The sequence below is a fragment of the Pseudomonas sp. CK-NBRI-02 genome (genome assembly GCF_008124495.1).
Classification (GTDB): Bacteria; Pseudomonadota; Gammaproteobacteria; order Pseudomonadales; family Pseudomonadaceae; genus Aquipseudomonas; species Aquipseudomonas guariconensis.
In genome coordinates this window covers 38,199-56,664 of sequence record NZ_VSJH01000018.1, presented here as the reverse complement: position 1 = coordinate 56,664, position 18,466 = coordinate 38,199, and the positions used below count along the sequence as shown (strand labels likewise).

The 18,466-nt window shown below is 62.4% G+C and carries 15 protein-coding genes; 6 read left to right on the top strand and 9 right to left on the bottom strand.

The window, feature by feature from the left end; all coding sequences use genetic code 11:
• Nucleotides 1-88 precede the first annotated feature (88 nt).
• From prpD to DQ397_RS14735, 6 genes are all read right to left on the bottom strand, one after another.
• Nucleotides 89-1,573: a 2-methylcitrate dehydratase gene (gene prpD / locus DQ397_RS14760; protein WP_043213995.1), complete on the bottom strand. Its 1,485-nt coding sequence runs from the start codon at nucleotides 1,571-1,573 to the stop codon at nucleotides 89-91.
• Between the two features lie 69 nt (nucleotides 1,574-1,642).
• On the bottom strand, nucleotides 1,643-2,833 hold the full coding sequence (prpF, locus tag DQ397_RS14755; protein WP_043213997.1) for a 2-methylaconitate cis-trans isomerase PrpF: 1,191 nt from the start codon (nucleotides 2,831-2,833) through the stop codon (nucleotides 1,643-1,645).
• Nucleotides 2,834-2,963: 130 nt separating this feature from the next.
• Nucleotides 2,964-5,552, bottom strand: coding sequence for a Fe/S-dependent 2-methylisocitrate dehydratase AcnD (acnD, locus tag DQ397_RS14750; protein WP_043213999.1), 2,589 nt, complete (start codon nucleotides 5,550-5,552; stop codon nucleotides 2,964-2,966).
• Nucleotides 5,553-5,648: 96 nt separating this feature from the next.
• On the bottom strand, nucleotides 5,649-6,776 hold the full coding sequence (gene prpC / locus DQ397_RS14745; protein WP_043214001.1) for a 2-methylcitrate synthase: 1,128 nt from the start codon (nucleotides 6,774-6,776) through the stop codon (nucleotides 5,649-5,651).
• A gap of 186 nt (nucleotides 6,777-6,962) precedes the next feature.
• Entirely contained in the window at nucleotides 6,963-7,853 is an 891-nt protein-coding gene (gene prpB, locus DQ397_RS14740; protein ID WP_043214002.1) for a methylisocitrate lyase, read from the bottom strand.
• A complete protein-coding gene (locus DQ397_RS14735) occupies nucleotides 7,850-8,566 on the bottom strand; it encodes a GntR family transcriptional regulator (RefSeq protein ID WP_043214004.1) in 717 nt (238 codons plus the stop codon). The genes prpB and DQ397_RS14735 overlap by 4 nt, the downstream gene beginning before the upstream one ends.
• A 295-nt stretch (nucleotides 8,567-8,861) precedes the next feature.
• Between DQ397_RS14735 and DQ397_RS14730 the strand changes: the two genes are divergently transcribed.
• From DQ397_RS14730 to DQ397_RS14710, 5 genes are all read left to right on the top strand, one after another.
• Entirely contained in the window at nucleotides 8,862-9,398 is a 537-nt protein-coding gene (locus DQ397_RS14730; RefSeq protein ID WP_043214007.1) for an ATP-dependent zinc protease, read from the top strand.
• Nucleotides 9,399-9,403: 5 nt separating this feature from the next.
• Nucleotides 9,404-10,936, top strand: coding sequence for an inactive transglutaminase family protein (locus DQ397_RS14725; RefSeq protein WP_043214010.1), 1,533 nt, complete (start codon nucleotides 9,404-9,406; stop codon nucleotides 10,934-10,936).
• Entirely contained in the window at nucleotides 10,936-11,916 is a 981-nt protein-coding gene (locus tag DQ397_RS14720) for an alpha-L-glutamate ligase-like protein (RefSeq protein WP_043214012.1), read from the top strand. Before DQ397_RS14725 ends, DQ397_RS14720 begins: the two co-directional genes overlap by 1 nt.
• Before the next feature lie 192 nt (nucleotides 11,917-12,108).
• Nucleotides 12,109-13,452, top strand: coding sequence for an aminodeoxychorismate synthase component I (gene pabB / locus DQ397_RS14715; protein ID WP_043214014.1), 1,344 nt, complete (start codon nucleotides 12,109-12,111; stop codon nucleotides 13,450-13,452).
• A 126-nt stretch (nucleotides 13,453-13,578) separates the two neighbouring features.
• Nucleotides 13,579-14,313 carry a phosphoadenylyl-sulfate reductase gene (locus DQ397_RS14710; RefSeq protein WP_043214017.1) on the top strand — a complete coding sequence of 245 codons (735 nt, stop codon included), beginning with the start codon at nucleotides 13,579-13,581 and terminating at the stop codon, nucleotides 14,311-14,313.
• 91 nt (nucleotides 14,314-14,404) lie between these two features.
• Here DQ397_RS14710 and cysB read toward each other — a convergent pair whose 3' ends face one another.
• The 3 genes from cysB to DQ397_RS14695 form a co-directional block, all read right to left on the bottom strand.
• Entirely contained in the window at nucleotides 14,405-15,379 is a 975-nt protein-coding gene (cysB, locus tag DQ397_RS14705) for an HTH-type transcriptional regulator CysB (protein WP_027593928.1), read from the bottom strand.
• 127 nt (nucleotides 15,380-15,506) lie between these two features.
• Nucleotides 15,507-16,004, bottom strand: a complete 498-nt coding sequence (locus tag DQ397_RS14700) for a universal stress protein (RefSeq protein WP_043215810.1) — start codon at nucleotides 16,002-16,004, stop codon at nucleotides 15,507-15,509.
• Between the two features lie 104 nt (nucleotides 16,005-16,108).
• Nucleotides 16,109-17,056, bottom strand: coding sequence for a putative 2-dehydropantoate 2-reductase (locus DQ397_RS14695; RefSeq protein WP_043215812.1), 948 nt, complete (start codon nucleotides 17,054-17,056; stop codon nucleotides 16,109-16,111).
• A 270-nt stretch (nucleotides 17,057-17,326) separates the two neighbouring features.
• Here DQ397_RS14695 and DQ397_RS14690 point away from each other — a divergent pair, with 270 nt between their 5' ends.
• Nucleotides 17,327-18,403 carry a 3-deoxy-7-phosphoheptulonate synthase gene (locus DQ397_RS14690; protein WP_043215813.1) on the top strand — a complete coding sequence of 359 codons (1,077 nt, stop codon included), beginning with the start codon at nucleotides 17,327-17,329 and terminating at the stop codon, nucleotides 18,401-18,403.
• The last annotated feature ends 63 nt before the right edge of the window (nucleotides 18,404-18,466 follow it).

The window sequence follows — 18,466 nt, the reverse complement described above, 5'->3', positions numbered from 1 at the left end:
GCCTTGCATTGACTGCCCTGGACGCCTGGCGGGCACAAGCAGATGGAACAACGTGCGGGTTTACCCGCGAGAGGCTGGCAAGGCGCGCTCACATCACAAAGAGATCGACAAACCGCTGCACCGCTGTGCCTTCCAGCCTCGCCTGATCCTTGCACAAGGCAAAGATCTCATCACAGCGCTGATGCACGAACCGCGTCGCCAGGTTCTCCCTGAACTTGGCCTCCAACAGCGGTATGCCCTCCCCGCGCCGCCGCCGATGGCCGATCGGGTACTCCACCACCACCTGGGCGGTATGGGTCCCGTCCTTGAAAAACACCTGCAGCCCATTGGCAATGGAGCGCTTGTCCGCCTCCAGGTATTCCCGGCTGAAGCGCGGCTCCTCGACCACTTCCATCTTCTCGCGCAAGCGATCGATGCTGGGGTGGGCAGCATGGAATGCGTCCTCGTAGTGCTCAGCTACCAGGTTGCCGAAGATCAGCGGTACTGCAGTCATGTATTGCAGGCAGTGGTCACGATCGGCCGCATTGGCCAAGGGGCCGACCTTGGAGATGATGCGGATCGCCGACTCGTTGGTGGTGATGACGATGCGATCGACTTCGTGCAGGCGATTGCGCACCTGCGGGTGCAGCGTCACGGCAGCCTCACAGGCCGTCTGCGCGTGGAATTCGGCCGGGAAGCTGATCTTGAACAGCACGTTCTCCATGACATAAGTGCCGAACGCTTGAGGGAGACGCAACGTGCGCTGGTCGACGGGCTTGAGCGCCAAGTCCTTGTTGGTATGGCTGAACGAGACATCGTAAAAGCCCCACTGCGACGCCGTGAGTACGCCCGGTACGCCCATCTCGCCACGCATGGCGATATCGGCCAGGCGCACTCCCCGACTGGAGGCGTCGCCCGCCGCCCACGACTTGCGCGAGCCGGCATTGGGCGCATGACGGTACGTCCGCAGCGCCTGGCCATCGACGAAGGCATGGGACAAGGCCGAGAGCAATTGCGCCCGATTGGCGCCCATCAGTTTGGCGCACACTGCCGTGGAGGCAACCTTGACCAGTACCACGTGATCGAGGCCGACGCGATTGAAGGCGTTTTCCAAGGCCAGCACCCCCTGGATCTCGTGTGCCATGACCATGGCTTCGAGCACCGTGCGCATGGTCAGCGGCGATTCACCGTTGGCCACGCGTTTTTGCGAAAGGTGGTCGGCAACCGCAAGGATGCCGCCCAGGTTATCGGAGGGATGGGCCCATTCGGCGGCCAGCCAGGTGTCGTTGTAATCCAGCCAACGCACGGTACAGCCGATGTCCCAGGCAGCCTTGACCGGGTCCAGCCGGTAGGCCGTACCGGGCACCCTTGCGCCATGAGGGACCACGGTGCCCTCCACCAGCGGGCCGAGGTGCTTGGTGCATTCAGGAAAGCGCAGCGCCAGCAAGCCGCAGCCCAGGGTGTCCATCAGACAGTTGCGGGCGGTATCCAGGGCTTCGACCGACTCGACCTGGTAGTCGAGTACGTAGTCGGCGATGGTCTGCAGGACCCGGTCGTAGTCCGGGCGGTCGTTGAGGTCTACGTTGGCGCTCATTGTCTGCTCCCTTGAATAGGGGGCCGCAGCGCAGCCCCTTCTCAACGCAAGCCGAGCGCCAACGACGTGCTAGAAGCTATCGCCAGGCACGCGCACCCAGCCTTCCATCAACACGCGAGCACTGCGGCTCATGATCGCTTTGGTCACGGTCCATTCACCGTCCACCTTGCGCGCCTCGGCCCCAACCCGCAAGGTGCCAGAGGGATGACCGAACCGCACAGCGCTGCGCTCGCCGCCGCCAGCGGCGAGATTGACCAGCGTGCCCGGAATCGCCGCGGCAGTGCCAATCGCCACCGCTGCAGTCCCCATCATGGCGTGGTGCAGCTTGCCCATCGACAGCGCGCGCACCAGCAGGTCGACATCGCCCGCCTCGACAGGCTTGCCGCTGGACGCGGTGTACGACACCGGCGGCGCGACGAAGGCGACCTTCGGCGTGTGCTGGCGCCCCACCGCCTGGTCGACATGCTCGATCAGCCCCATGCGCACTGCGCCATAGGCGCGGAGTGTCTCGAAGCGCATCAGCGCGGCAGAATCGCCGTTGATGGCATCCTGCAGCTCGGTGCCGGTGTAACCGATATCGGCAGCATTGACGAAGATGGTCGGGATACCGGCATTGATCAAGGTCGCCTTTAAGGTCCCGACACCCGGTACCTCCAGATCATCGACCAGATTGCCGGTGGGGAACATCGAACCACCGCCGCCCTCCTCGTCGGCAGCCGGATCGAGGAACTCCAGCTGCACCTCGGCTGCCGGGAAGGTCACGCCGTCGAGCTCGAAATCACCAGTCTCCTGCACCTCGCCGTCAGTGATCGGCACATGGGCGATGATGGTCTTGCCGATGTTGGCCTGCCAGATGCGCACGGTGGCGATGCCGTTGCGCGGAATGCGCGCCGTATCCACCAGGCCTGCGCTGATGGCGAAGGAACCGACAGCGGCCGACAGGTTGCCGCAATTGCCGCTCCAGTCGACGAACGCCTTGTCGATGGAGACCTGGCCGAACAGGTAGTCGACGTCATGCTCAGGGCGAGTGCTGCGCGCGAGGATGACCGTCTTGCTGGTGCTGGAAGTGGCGCCGCCCATGCCGTCGATCTGCTTGCCGTAGGGGTCGGGGCTACCGATCACCCGCAGCAGCAGCGCGTCGCGCGCCGGGCCCGGTTGCTGGGCGCGCTCGGGCAGGTCTTGAAGACGGAAGAACACGCCTTTGCTGGTGCCGCCACGGATGTACGTTGCGGGAATCTTGACTTGCGGTACATGTGCCATGTTCGAATTCCTGTTTGCACGCCCCTGTGAGAGCACGTTTACTCGCCAAAGCGTGAGCACGGGCAACAGTGTTGCCTGATCGAACGCTTCGCGGGCAAACCCGCTCCCACAAGGACCGTGCTGCTCCTGTTTAGGCGGTCGCTTCCAGGAAGTCCTGGGCAAAGCGCTGCAGCACACCACCCGCCTCGTAGATCGACACTTCCTCGGCGGTATCCAGACGGCAGGTCACCGGCACCTCGAGGCGCTCGCCGTTACGACGGGTCACCACCAGGGTCAGGGTCGCACGCGGGGTACGCGCGCCAAGCACGTCATAGGTCTCGCTGCCATCCAGGTCCAGGGTCTTGCGGTTGGTGCCCGGCAGGAACTCCAGCGGCAACACGCCCATACCCACCAGGTTGGTGCGGTGGATGCGCTCGAAGCCTTCGGCGACGATCGCCTCGACCCCGGCCAGCCGCACGCCCTTGGCCGCCCAGTCACGGGATGAGCCCTGGCCGTAGTCGGCGCCGGCAACGATGATCAACGGCTGCTTGCGCTCCATGTAGGTCTCGATGGCTTCCCACATGCGGGTCACCTTGCCTTCCGGCTCGATGCGCGCCAGCGAACCCTGTTTCACGCTGCCGTCTTCCTTGCGCACCATCTCGTTGAACAGCTTGGGGTTGGCGAAGGTGGCGCGCTGGGCGGTCAGGTGATCACCGCGGTGGGTGGCGTAGGAGTTGAAGTCCTCTTCCGGCAGGCCCATTTTCGCCAGGTACTCACCCGCAGCGCTGTCGAGCATGATGGCGTTGGACGGCGACAGGTGGTCGGTGGTGATGTTGTCCGGCAGCAGCGCCAGCGGGCGCATGCCACGCAGCGTGCGCTCGCCAGCCAGGGCACCTTCCCAGTACGGCGGGCGGCGGATGTAGGTGCTCATTGGACGCCAGTCGTACAGCGGCGCAACCTTCGGCCCGGTGTCCTGCTCGATGGCGAACATCGGGATGTACACCTTGCGGAACTGCTCCGGCTTGACCGCTGCCTGGACCACGGCGTCGATTTCCGCATCGCTCGGCCAGATATCCTTCAGACGGATTTCCTTGCCATCGACCACACCCAGCACGTCCTTCTCGATGTCGAAGCGGATGGTGCCGGCGATGGCGTAGGCCACGACCAGGGGCGGCGAAGCCAGGAACGCCTGCTTGGCATACGGGTGGATGCGCCCATCGAAGTTGCGGTTGCCGGACAGCACGGCGGTGGCATACAGGTCGCGGTCGATGATTTCCTGCTGGATCTTGGGGTCCAGCGCACCGGACATGCCGTTGCAGGTAGTGCAGGCGAAGGCGACGATGCCAAAGCCCAGTTGCTCCAGCTCCTTCTCCAGCCCGGCTTCTTCCAGGTACAGCTGCACGGCCTTGGAGCCTGGCGCCAAGGAGGACTTGACCCACGGCTTGCGGGTCAGGCCCAGCTTGTTGGCATTGCGCGCCAGCAGGCCTGCAGCGATCACATTGCGCGGGTTGCTGGTGTTGGTGCAGCTGGTGATGGCAGCGATGATCACCGCACCGTCTGGCATCTGCCCGGGGACTTGCTCCCAGGCACCGGCGATCCCCTTGGCGGCCAGGTCGCTGGTCGCGACGCGGGCGTGGGGGTTGGACGGGCCAGCCATGTTGCGCACCACGCTCGAGAGATCAAAGCTCAGGACACGCTCGTATTCGGCCTTGGCCAGGCTGTCGGCCCACAGGCCGGCGGTCTTGGCATAGGTTTCCACCAGCCTGACCTGTTGCTCTTCACGGCCGGTCAGCTTGAGGTAATCGATGGTCTGTTGGTCGATGGCGAACATCGCCGCCGTCGCGCCGTACTCCGGCGCCATGTTGGAAATGGTGGCGCGATCCCCCAGGGTCAGGGCGCGGGCACCTTCACCATGGAACTCCAGGTAGGCACCGACCACTTTCTGCTTGCGCAGGAATTCGGTCAGCGCCAGGACCAGGTCGGTGGCGGTGATGTTCGGTTGCAGCTTGCCGGTCAGTTCGACGCCGACGATTTCCGGCAGGCGCATCCAGGAGGCGCGGCCGAGCATGACGTTCTCGGCTTCCAGGCCACCGACGCCGATGGCGATCACGCCCAGCGCATCGACGTGCGGAGTATGGCTGTCGGTGCCGACACAGGTGTCCGGGTAGGCCACGCCATGATCGTTGTGGATGACCGGGGACATCTTCTCCAGGTTGATCTGGTGCATGATGCCGTTGCCCGGCTGGATCACATCGACGTTCTTGAACGCCTTCTTGGTCCAGTTGATGAAGTGGAAACGGTCTTCGTTGCGGCGATCTTCGATGGCGCGGTTCTTTTCGAATGCCTGCGGGTCGAAACCACCGCATTCCACCGCCAGGGAGTGATCGACGATCAATTGCACCGGCACCACCGGGTTGACCTGGGCCGGGTCACCGCCTTTTTCGGCGATGGCATCACGCAGGCCCGCCAGGTCGACCAGGGCGGTCTGTCCGAGAATGTCGTGGCAGACCACGCGCGCCGGGAACCATGGGAAGTCCAGATCGCGCTTGCGCTCGATCAGCTGCTCCAGGGAAGCGTTGAGGGTAGCCGGATCGCAACGGCGCACCAGGTTCTCGGCGAGCACGCGGGAAGTGTACGGCAGGCCATCGTAGGCGCCGGGCTTGATCGCCTCGACGGCCGCGCGGGCGTCGAAGTAGTCCAGGTCGGTGCCTGGTAGGTTCTTGCGAAATGCGGTGTTCATATCGTTATCAGGCTCGGTCACGGTTTACCTAAGCGGGCACCACCCCTGCAGGAGCGGGCTTGCTCCTCTCCTGCTGGGAACGCGGAGCGCTCTGTTTCAACGCTGCTCGATGGGCACGAACTTGCGTTGCTCGACGCCAACGTACTCGGCACTCGGACGGATGATGCGGTTGTTGGCGCGCTGTTCGAAGACGTGCGCAGCCCAGCCGGTCAGGCGCGAGCAGACGAAGATCGGAGTGAACAGCTTGGTCGGGATGCCCATGAAGTGGTACGCCGAGGCATGGTAGAAGTCGGCGTTGGGGAACAGGCGCTTCTGCTCCCACATGGTCTTGTCGATCGCTTCGGAGACCGGGTACAGCACGGTGTCACCCACTTCGTCGGCCAACTGCTTCGACCAGCCCTTGATGACCTCGTTGCGCGGATCGGACTCTTTGTAGATCGCATGGCCAAAGCCCATGATCTTGTCCTTGCGCTCAAGCATGCGCAGCAGCTCGGCAACGGCCTCCTGCGGGCTCTGGAAGCGCTCGATCAGCTCCATGGCCGCTTCGTTCGCGCCGCCGTGCAGCGGGCCGCGCAGCGAACCGATGGCTGCAGTGATGCACGAATACAGGTCCGACAGGGTCGAGGCGCAGACACGGGCGGTGAAGGTCGAGGCGTTGAACTCGTGCTCGGCGTAGAGAATGAGCGAGACATTCATCACCTTGACGTGCAGCTCGCTCGGCTTCTTGCCATGCAGCAGGTGCAGGAAGTGGCCGCCCAGGGTGTCTTCGTCGCTGGTGCAATCGATGCGTACGCCATGGTGGGTGAAGCGGTACCAGTAGCACATGATCGCCGGGAAGACGGCCAGCAGGCGGTCGGTCTTCTCGCGCTGGGCCTCGAAGGTCAGTTCAGGCTCCAAGGTGCCCAGTACCGAGCAGCCGGTGCGCATCACGTCCATCGGGTGGGCGTCGCGGGGGATGCGTTCGAGCACTTCCTTGAGGGCCTGGGGCAGCTCGCGCAGGCCTTTGAGCTTGCGTTTGTAATCAGCCAGCTCTGCCTTGGTCGGCAGCTCGCCGTACAGCAGCAGGTAGGCGACTTCTTCGAATTCGGCACCGGCCGCCAGATCGCGGACATCGTAGCCACGGTAGGTCAGGCCGGCACCGGCCTGGCCAACGGTCGACAGCGCGGTCTGGCCGGCCACCTGGCCACGCAGGCCTGCGCCACTGAGTACTTTTGCTTCGGCCATGGTGTGTTCTCCTTTCTTGAATTTGTTATCGAAATCTTGCTGGCTAATTCGGTTGCCTGTGCCGGCCTCATTCGTGGGGTGAAACCCACTCCTGCAGGTCCGGCGCATCATCGAGCATCAGCGAAAACCCTGTGGGAGCGGTCTTACCTGCGAACCGGCCGCTCACTCCTGCACAGCCTCGAACCTTCAGCCTTTCTTCTGGGCGAACAGCGCATCGAGGCTTTGCTCGAAGGCGTGATAGCCGATGGCATCGTAGAGCTCCATGCGCGTTTGCATGGTGTCGACAACGTTCTTCTGGGTACCGTCGCGGCGCAGTGCGGTATAGACGTTCTCGGCTGCCTTGTTCATGGCCCGGAAGGCCGACAGCGGGTACAGCACCAGCGAGACATCGACCGAGGCCAGCTCTTCGGTGGTGTACAGCGGCGTGGCGCCAAATTCGGTGATGTTGGCCAGGATCGGCGCCTTCACGCGGTCAGCGAAGGTCTTGTACATCGAAAGCTCGGTGATCGCCTCGGGGAAGATCATGTCGGCACCGGCCTCGATGCAGGCGGCGGCGCGGTCCAGGGCGGCGTTCAGGCCTTCGACGGCCAGAGCGTCGGTACGAGCCATGATCACGAAGCTGTCATCGGTGCGGGCATCCACCGCGGCCTTGATGCGGTCGACCATTTCCTGCTGGGTGACGATTTCCTTGTTCGGGCGGTGGCCGCAGCGCTTGGCGCCGACCTGGTCCTCGATATGAATGGCCGCCGCGCCGAACTTGATCATCGAGCGCACGGTACGGGCTACGTTGAAAGCCGATGCACCGAAACCGGTGTCGACATCCACCAGCAACGGCAGGTCGCACACATCGGTGATCCGGCGCACGTCGGTCAGCACATCATCCAGGCCGCTGATGCCCAGGTCAGGCAGGCCCAGGGAGCCCGCCGCGACACCGCCGCCGGAGAGGTAGATGGCCTTGAAGCCGGCACGCTTGGCCAGCAGGGCATGATTGGCATTGATGGTCCCGACCACCTGCAACGGATGTTCGGCGGCAACCGCGTCACGGAAACGCTGGCCGGGCGTGCTCTTCAAAGTCATGACTCACCTCGTGGGCTATTGTTGTCGGCGCCTTGGTAGTGACGCTCGATGTTGCGCTTGGATGCGCCGATGTGGCGACGCATCAGGAGTTCGGCCAGCTCGCCGTCACGGTCGGCAATGGCATCGAGAATGCGATGGTGTTCGGCGAACGCCTGGCGTGGACGATTGGGCGTGGCGGAGAACTGGATGCGGTACATGCGCACCAGCTGGTACAGCTCGCCGCAGAGCATCTTGACCAGGGTCTGGTTGCCGCTGCCCTGGATGATCCGGTAGTGGAAGTCGAAATCGCCTTCCTGCTGGTAGTAGCCGACGCCGGCCTGGAACGCCGCGTCGCGCTCGTGGGTGTCCAGTACCCGGCGCAACTCATCGATCTCGGCTAGGCTCATACGCTCGGCAGCCAAACGACAAGCCATGCCTTCAAGCGATTCACGGATTTCGTACAGCTCGATGAGTTCGGCGTGATTGAGCGACACCACCCGGGCGCCGACATGCGGAACCCGAACCAGCAAGCGCTGGCCTTCCAGACGGTGAATGGCCTCGCGCAACGGGCCACGGCTTATCCCATAGGTGCGAGCCAGTTCCGGTTCGGAGATCTTGCTGCCCGGGGCGATCTCGCCTTTGACGATGGCCGCCTGGATACGCCGGAAGACGTTCTCCGAGAGCGTTTCCGACTCATCCGACGCAGACAGGAGCGCTTGGCTTGCATCCAACATATTGTCGACACCTTGCGTTTCAATAGCGCCAAAGCTAGCTAAACGGAGCAATGGAGTCAAAGACAAAATCAATATTGTCGACAATCGTCTAAGAACGAACTTACCCGATACACCTGCTGTCAGATCGCGGCGCGCTGGCGTCCAACTGTCGGCGTGATAGAATGCCGCGCCTCCCAAGGGAGTATGGATAGTGTGTCTGCCAACCTTTTCAGCGTGTTGACAGATGAACGAGGAAGCTTGCGCAGTACTTGCCAGTCGCCTTGCCCCGAACCCGCACAGCACCGCGCCAGGATTTATGAGACTTACACCCGCTTCATTGCTGTTCTGCCTCGCCCTGCTGCCGGCCCTTGGCCAGGCGGGAGAAAAGACCGTGTACGGCCTGAATGAATATGCACGCCTTTCCGATCTTGATCTGGAGGTGGCGGCCAAACTCGACACTGGCGCCAAGACCGCGTCCCTGAGTGCCCGAGACATCAAGCGCTTCAAGCGCAACGGCGAAAGCTGGGTACGTTTCTACCTGGCCATCGATGCTGCCCATTCGCATCCGATCGAGCGTCCCTTGGCCCGCGTCAGCAAGATCAAGCGCCGGGCCGGCGACTACAACCCCGACGAAGGCAAGGCCTACACCGCCCGCCCGGTTATCGAACTGGATATCTGCATGGGTCAGGCCAGGCGCACCATCGAGGTCAACCTCACCGACCGCAGTGCCTTCCAGTTCCCGTTGCTCATTGGTTCCGAGGCGCTCAAGCACTTTGACGCGCTGGTCGACCCAAGCCTTAAATACGCGGCCGGCAAACCTGCCTGCGCCACCAAAGCTCCCACCGCAGAGTAATTCCGATGCGCTCTCTTACCCTTCACCTGAAAGTCCTGATCACCGTCCTGGTGCTCCTGGGCGTGCTGGTCACGGCCTATCAGATCTTCATCCTTGGCATCCCGGTGACCGAGGATGAAACCGACGATTTGTGGAACATCGACGCCAAGGTCGAGTTCGTCGCCAACTCGAAGGACCCGGTCAAGGTGCAGATGTTCGTGCCCCCCCTGAACCGTGACTATGTCAGCCTCAACGAGAGCTTCATCTCCAACAACTATGGGGTGAGCGTCAACCGCGCCGACGGCAACCGCAAGGTGACCTGGTCGGCCCGCCGAGCCAGCGGCAACCAGACCCTTTACTACCGCCTGGTGCTGACCAAGCGCTACAGCAACGAGAAGACCACGGTCAAAGGCCCGACCTTCCGCGACAGCCTGGCGGTCGAAGGCCCTGAGAAGATCGCCGCTGAAGCGCTGATGGCACCGATCCGCCAGCATTCGGCCGATGTCGAGACCTTCGTCAGCGAGACCATCAAGCGGGTCAACAACCTCAACGACGACAACGTCAAGCTGCTGCTGGCCGGCGATACCTCGTCGATGAAGAAAGCCCAAGTCATCGACTTGCTGCTGTCCATCGCCCACGTGCCGATGGAGAAAGTCCACACCATCCGCCTGGTTGCCGACACCCCGCAAACACCCGAACTGTGGCTGCGCAGCTTCAACGGCAACGACTGGCTGTACTTCAATCCCGATACCGGCGAACAGGGGCTGCCCAGCGATCGCCTGCTGTGGTGGACCGGTGATGACAACCTGATCACCGTCGATGGCGGCAAGAAAGCCAACGTCACCTTCAGCATGAACAACAGCGAGATGAACGCCATCCGCCTGGCCAAGCTGACCGACGAGAACACCGACGCCGACTTCCTGGAATACTCCTTGTACGGCCTGCCCCTGCAGACCCAGCAGACCTTCATGATCATGGTGATGATCCCGATCGGCGTGCTGGTGATCCTGGTGTTGCGCAACCTGATCGGCATCCAGACCCTCGGCACCTTCACCCCGGTCCTGATCGCCCTGGCCTTCCGCGAAACCCAGCTGGGCTTTGGCATCATGCTGTTCACGGTGATCACCGCCCTGGGTCTGTCGCTGCGCTCGTACCTTGAACACCTGAAGCTGCAGATGCTCCCGCGCCTGTCGGTGGTGCTGACCTTCGTCGTGGTCCTGATCGCCGCCATCAGCCTGTTCAGTCACAAGCTGGGCCTGGAACGCGGCCTCTCGGTGGCCCTGTTCCCAATGGTGATCCTGACCATGACCATCGAACGCCTGTCGATCACCTGGGAAGAGCGTGGCGGCGGCCATGCCATGAAGGTGGCCATCGGCACCCTGTTCGCTGCTTCGCTGGCGCACCTGCTGATGATGGTGCCGGAGCTGGTGTACTTCGTCTTCACCTTCCCGGCCGTACTGCTGATCCTGGTGGGCTTCATGCTGGCGATGGGTCGCTACCGCGGCTACCGCCTGACCGAGCTCGTTCGCTTCAAGGCTTTCGTGAAGGCTGACGCCTGATGTTCGGACTGATCAAGACCTGGAAAGCCCTGGAGGCCCGGGGCATCATGGGTATCAACCGGCGCAACGCGGACTACGTCCTGAAGTACAACAAGCGCCACCTGTACCCGATCGTCGACGACAAGATCATCACCAAGGAGCGTGCGATCAAGGCCGGCATCCATGTGCCGGAGATGTACGGCATCATCGAGACCGAAAAGCAGATCGAGAAACTCGACCAGATCATCGGCAACCGCAACGATTTCGTCATCAAACCGGCCCAGGGGGCCGGTGGTGACGGCATCATGGTGATCGCCGACCGCTTCGAGGACCGTTACCGCACGGTGTCGGGCAAGATCATCAGCCACGAGGAGATCGAGCATCAGATCTCCAGCATCCTCACCGGGCTCTATTCGCTCGGAGGGCACCGCGACCGCGCGCTGATCGAGTATCGAGTCACCCCGGACCAGATCTTCAAGAGCATCAGCTATGAAGGGGTGCCGGACATTCGCATCATCGTGCTGATGGGCTACCCAGTGATGGCCATGCTGCGCCTGCCGACCCGCCAGTCAGGCGGCAAGGCCAACCTGCACCAGGGTGCGATCGGCGTGGGCGTGGACCTGGCTACCGGCCTGACCCTGCGCGGCACTTGGCTGAACAAGATCATCAGTAAGCACCCGGACACCACCAACGCGGTGGATGGCGTGCAGTTGCCGAACTGGGATGGCTTCATGAAGCTGGCAGCCAGCTGCTACGAACTGTGCGGCCTGGGCTACATCGGGGTCGACATGGTCCTGGACCAGGACAAAGGCCCGCTGATTCTCGAGCTCAACGCCCGCCCGGGTCTGAATATCCAGATCGCCAACGACTGCGGCCTGACCCAGCGCACCCACGCCATCGAGGCGCACCTGGAAGCGCTGGCCAAAGACGGCGTGAAGGAAACCGCCGAGCAACGCGTACGCGTGTCCCAAGGCCTCTTCGGGCACGTTCACCCGCAATAAACCCAGGGCTGCCTTGCAGCCCATCGTAGGCTTCGCCGGCCCCCACAGTGCAAGCGCTTTTACTGTGGGAGCCGGCTCAGTCGCGAACGAGCCTAGCCTCGCCATCTGCCATCTTCTCCGCCCGACAGCTTTGCGCTTCTCCCACAGGCGAATACAATCCCCCACCTCGCTTTGTCATCGCCGTCCACTCTGATGCCAACCTGTACGCTCCACCCCCTGCCCTATCAGATCGACCCCGCTGTCCATTTCGCCCGCCTGCGTCAGGCGCCGGGCGCGATCCTGCTCGACAGTGCCCGCCCCGGCGCCGAGCGTGGTCGCTTCGACCTGCTCAGCGCCTGGCCGTTGCAGCATTTGCAAGCCGAGGCGGGAGAAGATGGCCGAGCCTATCTGCAACGCCTTCGCGATGCTCTTGCTCATCTGGGTCACGCGACGTTGCCCGACGGCATCGAACTGCCGTTCGCCGGCGGCCTGATCGGCTACCTGAGCTACGATTTCGGTCGACGCCTGGAGCACTTACCCAGCCAGGCTAAGGATGACCTTGGCCTGCCGGACGCGCAGCTGGGCCTGTATGCCTGGGCCATGGTCAGTGATCATTTGCGCTGCACGACACACTTGGTGTTCCACCCCAGCCTCGAGGCCGGCGAACGCGCCCGCCTGATCGAGCTGTTCGAAACGCCTGAGGCCGATGAGGCAAGCGATTTCACTTTGCTCGCGCCGATGCGCGGTGACCTGCATCCTACGCAATACCGGGACGCGTTCGATCAGGTACAGGCGTACATTCAGGCAGGCGACTGCTACCAGATCAACCTGACTCAGCGTTTCCGCGCCCCCTGCCAAGGCGACCCGTGGCGGGCGTATCAGGCGCTGCGCAAGGCCTGCCCGACGCCGTTCTCCGGCTATCAGCAGCTGGCCGACGGCAGCGCCTTGCTGAGCTTCTCGCCGGAGCGCTTCATCCAGGTAAGCCAGGGCCAGGTTGAAACCCGGCCGATCAAAGGCACCCGCCCTCGCGCCGCCGATCCGCAGCAGGACGCACGCAACGCCGCCGAGCTGCAGAACAGCCCCAAGGATCGCTCGGAAAACCTGATGATCGTCGACCTGCTGCGCAACGACCTGGGGCGCACCTGCCAGATCGGCTCGGTCAAGGTGCCTGAGCTGTTCAGCCTGGAAAGCTACCCCAACGTCCACCACCTGGTCAGTAGCATCACCGGGCGCCTGGCCGCCGGCAAGGATGCCCTGGACCTGATCGGCGACAGCTTCCCCGGTGGCTCGATCACCGGCGCCCCGAAAATCCGCGCCATGCAGATCATCGACGAGCTCGAGCCGACGCGCCGCGCGCTGTACTGCGGCTCGCTGCTGTACGTGGACGTACGGGGCGAGATGGACAGTTCCATCGCCATTCGCAGCCTGTTGGTCAAGAAAGGTCAGGTCTGCTGCTGGGGCGGTGGCGCAGTGGTGGCCGACTCCGAATGGCAGGCCGAGTACGAAGAGTCCATCGCCAAGGTGCGGGTATTGATGGAAACCCTGCAAAGCTTGTGACCGTTGGCGCCTCTTCACGGGCCGAACCGCGAAGAGGCGCCTCAAGGCAAACGTCTACCTTCCATTTTTTGTTACCATCGGCTCACTACGAGCGCACAGCGCCACACACACGATGGAAACCGCCTGATGAGCCAACCCTTCGACGTCGCCGCCCTGGCCGCGACCTATGCCAGCAAGTCCCCCCAGGAGATCCTCAAGCTTGCCTTCGAGCACTTCGGCGATGACCTGTGGATTTCCTTCAGCGGCGCCGAGGATGTGGTGCTGGTCGACATGGCCTGGAAGCTGAACAAGCAGGTCAAGGTGTTCAGTCTTGACACTGGTCGCCTGCACCCGGAGACCTACCGCTTCATCGACCAGGTCCGCGAGCAGTACAACCTGCCGATCGAGATCCTCAGCCCCGACCGCGCCCTGCTCGACCCTTTCGTGAAGGAAAAAGGCCTGTTCAGCTTCTACAAGGACGGCCATGGCGAATGCTGCGGCATCCGTAAGATCGAGCCGCTGCGCCGCAAGCTGGCCACCGTGAGCGCGTGGGCAACCGGCCAGCGCCGCGATCAAAGTCCCGGCACTCGCAGCCAGGTGGCAGCACTGGAAATCGACACAGCGTTTTCCACACCCGAGCGCACCCTTTACAAGTTCAACCCCCTGGCGCAGATGACCAGCGAGGAAGTCTGGGGCTATATCCGCATGCTCGAGCTGCCCTACAACAGCCTGCATGAGCGCGGCTTCATCAGCATCGGCTGCGAGCCGTGCACACGCCCTGTGCTGCCCAACCAGCACGAACGTGAAGGTCGCTGGTGGTGGGAAGAGTCGACCCAGAAGGAATGCGGCCTGCACGCCGGCAACCTGATCACCAAGGCCTGACCCTACAAGCTCCAAGCTACAAGCCACAAGAAAAAAGCGGCCCTCATGAGGACCGCTTTTTTCTTGTGGCTTGTAGCTTGGAGCTTGTAGCTCAATGCACCGGCAGCTCGACCCCTTCGAACAGCTCTTCGAGCTCCTGCTTGTTATGGCACTGGATGGCCTTGGCCATCACTTCGCGGGTCAGGTGCGGCGCGAATTTCTCGATGAAGTCGCACATGAAACCACGCAGGAAGGTGCCACGGCGGAAGCCGATCTTGGTGATGCTGGCCTCGAACAGTTCGCTGGCGTCCAGGGCCACAAGGTCGCTGTCGAGCTTGGTGTCCACAGCCATCTTGGCCACGATGCCCACGCCCAGCCCCAGGCGTACGTATGTCTTGATGACGTCGGCGTCGGCGGCGGTAAATACCACTTTCGGCGTCAAGCCACGGTGATTGAACGCCTCGTCCAGCTTGGAACGTCCGGTGAAACCGAACACGTAGGTCACGATCGGGTACTCGGCGACCGCTTCGAGGGTCAGCTTCGGCAGCTTGGTCAGCGGATGCCCCTGAGGCACCACCACGCAGCGGTTCCACTTGTAGCAAGGCATCATGATCAAATCGCCGAACAGCTCCAACGCCTCGGTGGCGATGGCGAAATCGACGGTGCCGTCGGCAGCCATCTCGGCGATCTGCATGGGCGAACCCTGATGCATGTGCAGGGCGACTTCAGGGTACTGCTTGATGAAACTGCTGATCACCGGCGGCAGCGCGTAGCGTGCCTGGGTATGGGTGGTGGCGATGGACAGGGTGCCCTTTTTCTCGTTGGAAAATTCCTGGGCGATCTGCTTGATGCTCTCGACCTTTCGCAGGATTTCACCGGCGGTATTGATGATGCGCTCACCGGCGGGAGTGACGCGTGTCAGATGCTTGCCGCTGCGGGCGAAGACCTCGACGCCGAGCTCGTCTTCGAGCAGACGGATCTGTTTGCTGATCCCGGGCTGGGAGGTATAGAGGCTCTGCGCTGTCGCGGAGACGTTGAGGTCATGGTGCGCTACTTCCCAGATATAGCGCAGTTGTTGAAGCTTCATAGGTTTCCCTCGGATCAGCGGTAGGTCACCGGCAGCAGGCAGCGATGAGATATAACTATATTAGTGGTTCCCGAAATAAAACTAGAACTATTTTGTTACGTGCCTTCGTTTTGACCTACCCCCTGTTTCAGCCTTTCCTACGCCCCAAATGCTGCGCCAACGGCACCATGTAGATCGGAACCGGGGACAGTTGCAGCAACCGCGCCGCAGTGCGGCCGATCGGCACATCCACTCCTGCACCCTGGCTGTGACTGCCGAAAATCAGCAGATCGACGCTCAAGCGCTTAGCCTGCTCGATGATCACCTGGGCCGGATCCCCCTGACGCACCCTCACCGCCCGGATCAAGGCCAGGTCCGCTTCTTCACCTAGTTCGTCACGAAAGTTTTCCAACACCCGCTGCTCGATGTTGGCCATGACCGTATTCACACCCTCGCTGTGCAGCTCGTCCAGGGTCTGCTCGTCGAGGTAACTCTGCAGCAGGGACTCGGCGAACTGGCCCATGGGTTCCACCGCATGGATCACGTACAGCTCTGCGTTGAATGTCCGGGCCAGGGCCAAGGCGTGCTGCATGACAAAAGGCGCGTATACACCGAGGTCGGTGGCATACAGCATGGAATGAATCATTCGACCTCCTCGACTGCCGTTACGACAGAGCAAGGTTCAGCTTAGCAGCGCCGCGTACGACCGCTTGGCCGTCCGGCGCGCTGCCGGCGCCCGGCCTGGAGGGGTCAGCCGCTGCGATTGCGACGGTCGATGAAGGCCAGGGTCTGATACAGCATCTGCAGTTGCGGCAAATGACACCCAGCCGCTTGCGCACGTGCCAGCGGTTCGGCATAGATCGCCTGCAACTCGAGCGGTCGCCGCTGGGCATGATCGTGGTACATGCTTGGCCAGTAATCAGGCATCTTTTCGGTCAGGCGAAACAGTTGCTCGGCGTAACCATTCGGCAAGTCATGGCCGCAAGCCTGGGCTCCCTGCACCACTTCAGCCATCAGCGCGCGTACCAGATCACGACTGTCGGGGTCCGTCATCAGTGCCGTGGTGCTGGCCTGAAGCAGTACCGAAAGACCGTTGTAAGGCATATTCCATACAAGCTTCTGCCAACGGGCCTGAGCAAGGTCATCCATGGCCAGGGAGTCGATGCCCGCCGCCCGGAACAGCGCCACCCCTTGGGCAACGATAGCGGCACCTCGATCCTCGGCCGGACCACTGTGGTATCCCAGATTGACCGTGCCCAGCGCCTGATGGCACACCACTCCAGGTGCCTGGCGGTTGACGCAAATGAAGCACAGTCCGCCAAGCAAGTGCATATCGGCGCGCAGTGACGGCCGTAACTGCTCCTCCACGCCCAGGCCATTTTGCAACAACACGACCCTGGCACCTGGGGCTGCGGCCTGGAGGATGAGCGGTGCAAGCTCCCGGTTGCTGGTGGCCTTGGCGCCTACCAGCAACCAGTCGCAGGGCGGCATGTCGGCGGCCGAGGCGTAGGCCTGCACTTTCATGTGCAATTGGCCGTGAACCGCGCTGTCCACGGCCATGCCATGCTCATGCACGATGCGGTATTCACTGCGCAACAGAAAATGCACATCGAAACCGGCCCGCGCAAGCATGAGCCCGTAGAAACCGCCGATGGCGCCGCTGCCGATAATGCCGATACGTGGGTTGCGAGTGTCCACACGCGCTCCTTGTCCGAAATCTGGTACTTGGTTTTACACCTAAACCCTTCGGTTTTCGAACGCAGAAGCATCCGCTCGCCCCTTAGCTGGCCGTACCACCTTGCAAATAAATCACGCCTTGGTCGTAAAAACCCAGTACCGGCGGGGAGCAGCCCATTGTCGAGCCACCTTGTAACGCGCTAAGGTTCGGCTCCCCGTTGCGAACAATCTTGCTGCTGGGCCGCACGGGGATTGCTGGCGGCCGGCACCCGTGACCTGACGAGTAACACGATGGCTGATTTACCGATCGACGACCTTAACGTTGCCTCCAACGAGACTTTGATCACCCCCGATCAGCTCAAGAAGGAACTCCCCCTCAGCGCCAAGGCCCTGCAGACCGTGACTGCCGGCCGAGAAGTGGTGCGCAACATCCTCGACGGCAAGGACCATCGACTCTTCGTCGTGGTGGGCCCCTGCTCCATCCACGACATCAAAGCCGCCCACGAGTATGCCGAACGCCTGAAGGTGCTGGCCGAAGAAGTTTCCGACACCCTTTACCTGGTGATGCGCGTGTACTTCGAGAAGCCGCGTACCACCGTCGGCTGGAAAGGCCTGATCAACGACCCTTACCTGGATGACTCCTTCAAGATCCAGGACGGTCTGCACATCGGTCGCAAGTTGCTGCTGGACCTGGCCGAAATGGGCCTGCCCACCGCCACCGAGGCACTCGACCCGATCTCCCCGCAGTACCTGCAGGACCTGATCAGCTGGTCGGCCATCGGCGCCCGCACCACCGAATCCCAGACCCACCGGGAAATGGCCTCCGGCCTGTCCTCGGCAGTCGGCTTCAAGAATGGCACCGACGGCGGCCTGACCGTGGCTATCAATGCCCTGCAGTCGGTCTCCAAGCCTCACCGCTTCCTGGGCATCAACCAGGAAGGTGGCGTGTCGATCGTCACCACCAAGGGCAACGCCTATGGCCACGTGGTGCTGCGCGGTGGCAACGGCAAGCCCAACTATGATTCGGTCAGCGTTGCCCTGTGCGAACAAGATCTGGCCAAGGCCAAGATCAAGGCCAACATCATGGTCGATTGCAGCCATGCCAATTCCAACAAGGATCCGGCCCTGCAGCCGCTGGTAATGGAGAACGTCGCCAACCAGATCCTCGAAGGCAACCAGTCGATCATCGGCTTGATGGTCGAAAGCCACCTGAACTGGGGTTGCCAGGCAATTCCGAAGGACCTGAACGAGCTGCAATACGGTGTTTCCATTACCGATGCCTGCATCGACTGGAGCGCCACCGAGAAGGCCCTGCGCAGCATGCGCGCCAAGCTCAAGGATGTCCTGCCTCAGCGTCAGCGCGGCTGACAATCGGAAGCAAACGAAAACGCCGGGCATTGCCCGGCGTTTTCATGTTCGGTGTTCGATTGT

Coding starts and splice junctions, on each gene's coding strand:
- DQ397_RS14690 (WP_043215813.1), top strand. CDS start 17,327: ATGGCTGATTTACCGATCGACGACCTTAACGTTGCCTCCAACGAGACT.
- DQ397_RS14720 (WP_043214012.1), top strand. CDS start 10,936: ATGTTCGGACTGATCAAGACCTGGAAAGCCCTGGAGGCCCGGGGCATC.
- DQ397_RS14700 (WP_043215810.1), bottom strand. CDS start 16,004: ATGATTCATTCCATGCTGTATGCCACCGACCTCGGTGTATACGCGCCT.
- pabB (WP_043214014.1), top strand. CDS start 12,109: ATGCCAACCTGTACGCTCCACCCCCTGCCCTATCAGATCGACCCCGCT.
- prpB (WP_043214002.1), bottom strand. CDS start 7,853: ATGACTTTGAAGAGCACGCCCGGCCAGCGTTTCCGTGACGCGGTTGCC.
- DQ397_RS14730 (WP_043214007.1), top strand. CDS start 8,862: ATGAGACTTACACCCGCTTCATTGCTGTTCTGCCTCGCCCTGCTGCCG.
- prpC (WP_043214001.1), bottom strand. CDS start 6,776: ATGGCCGAAGCAAAAGTACTCAGTGGCGCAGGCCTGCGTGGCCAGGTG.
- acnD (WP_043213999.1), bottom strand. CDS start 5,552: ATGAACACCGCATTTCGCAAGAACCTACCAGGCACCGACCTGGACTAC.
- cysB (WP_027593928.1), bottom strand. CDS start 15,379: ATGAAGCTTCAACAACTGCGCTATATCTGGGAAGTAGCGCACCATGAC.
- prpF (WP_043213997.1), bottom strand. CDS start 2,833: ATGGCACATGTACCGCAAGTCAAGATTCCCGCAACGTACATCCGTGGC.
- DQ397_RS14710 (WP_043214017.1), top strand. CDS start 13,579: ATGAGCCAACCCTTCGACGTCGCCGCCCTGGCCGCGACCTATGCCAGC.
- DQ397_RS14725 (WP_043214010.1), top strand. CDS start 9,404: ATGCGCTCTCTTACCCTTCACCTGAAAGTCCTGATCACCGTCCTGGTG.
- prpD (WP_043213995.1), bottom strand. CDS start 1,573: ATGAGCGCCAACGTAGACCTCAACGACCGCCCGGACTACGACCGGGTC.
- DQ397_RS14735 (WP_043214004.1), bottom strand. CDS start 8,566: ATGTTGGATGCAAGCCAAGCGCTCCTGTCTGCGTCGGATGAGTCGGAA.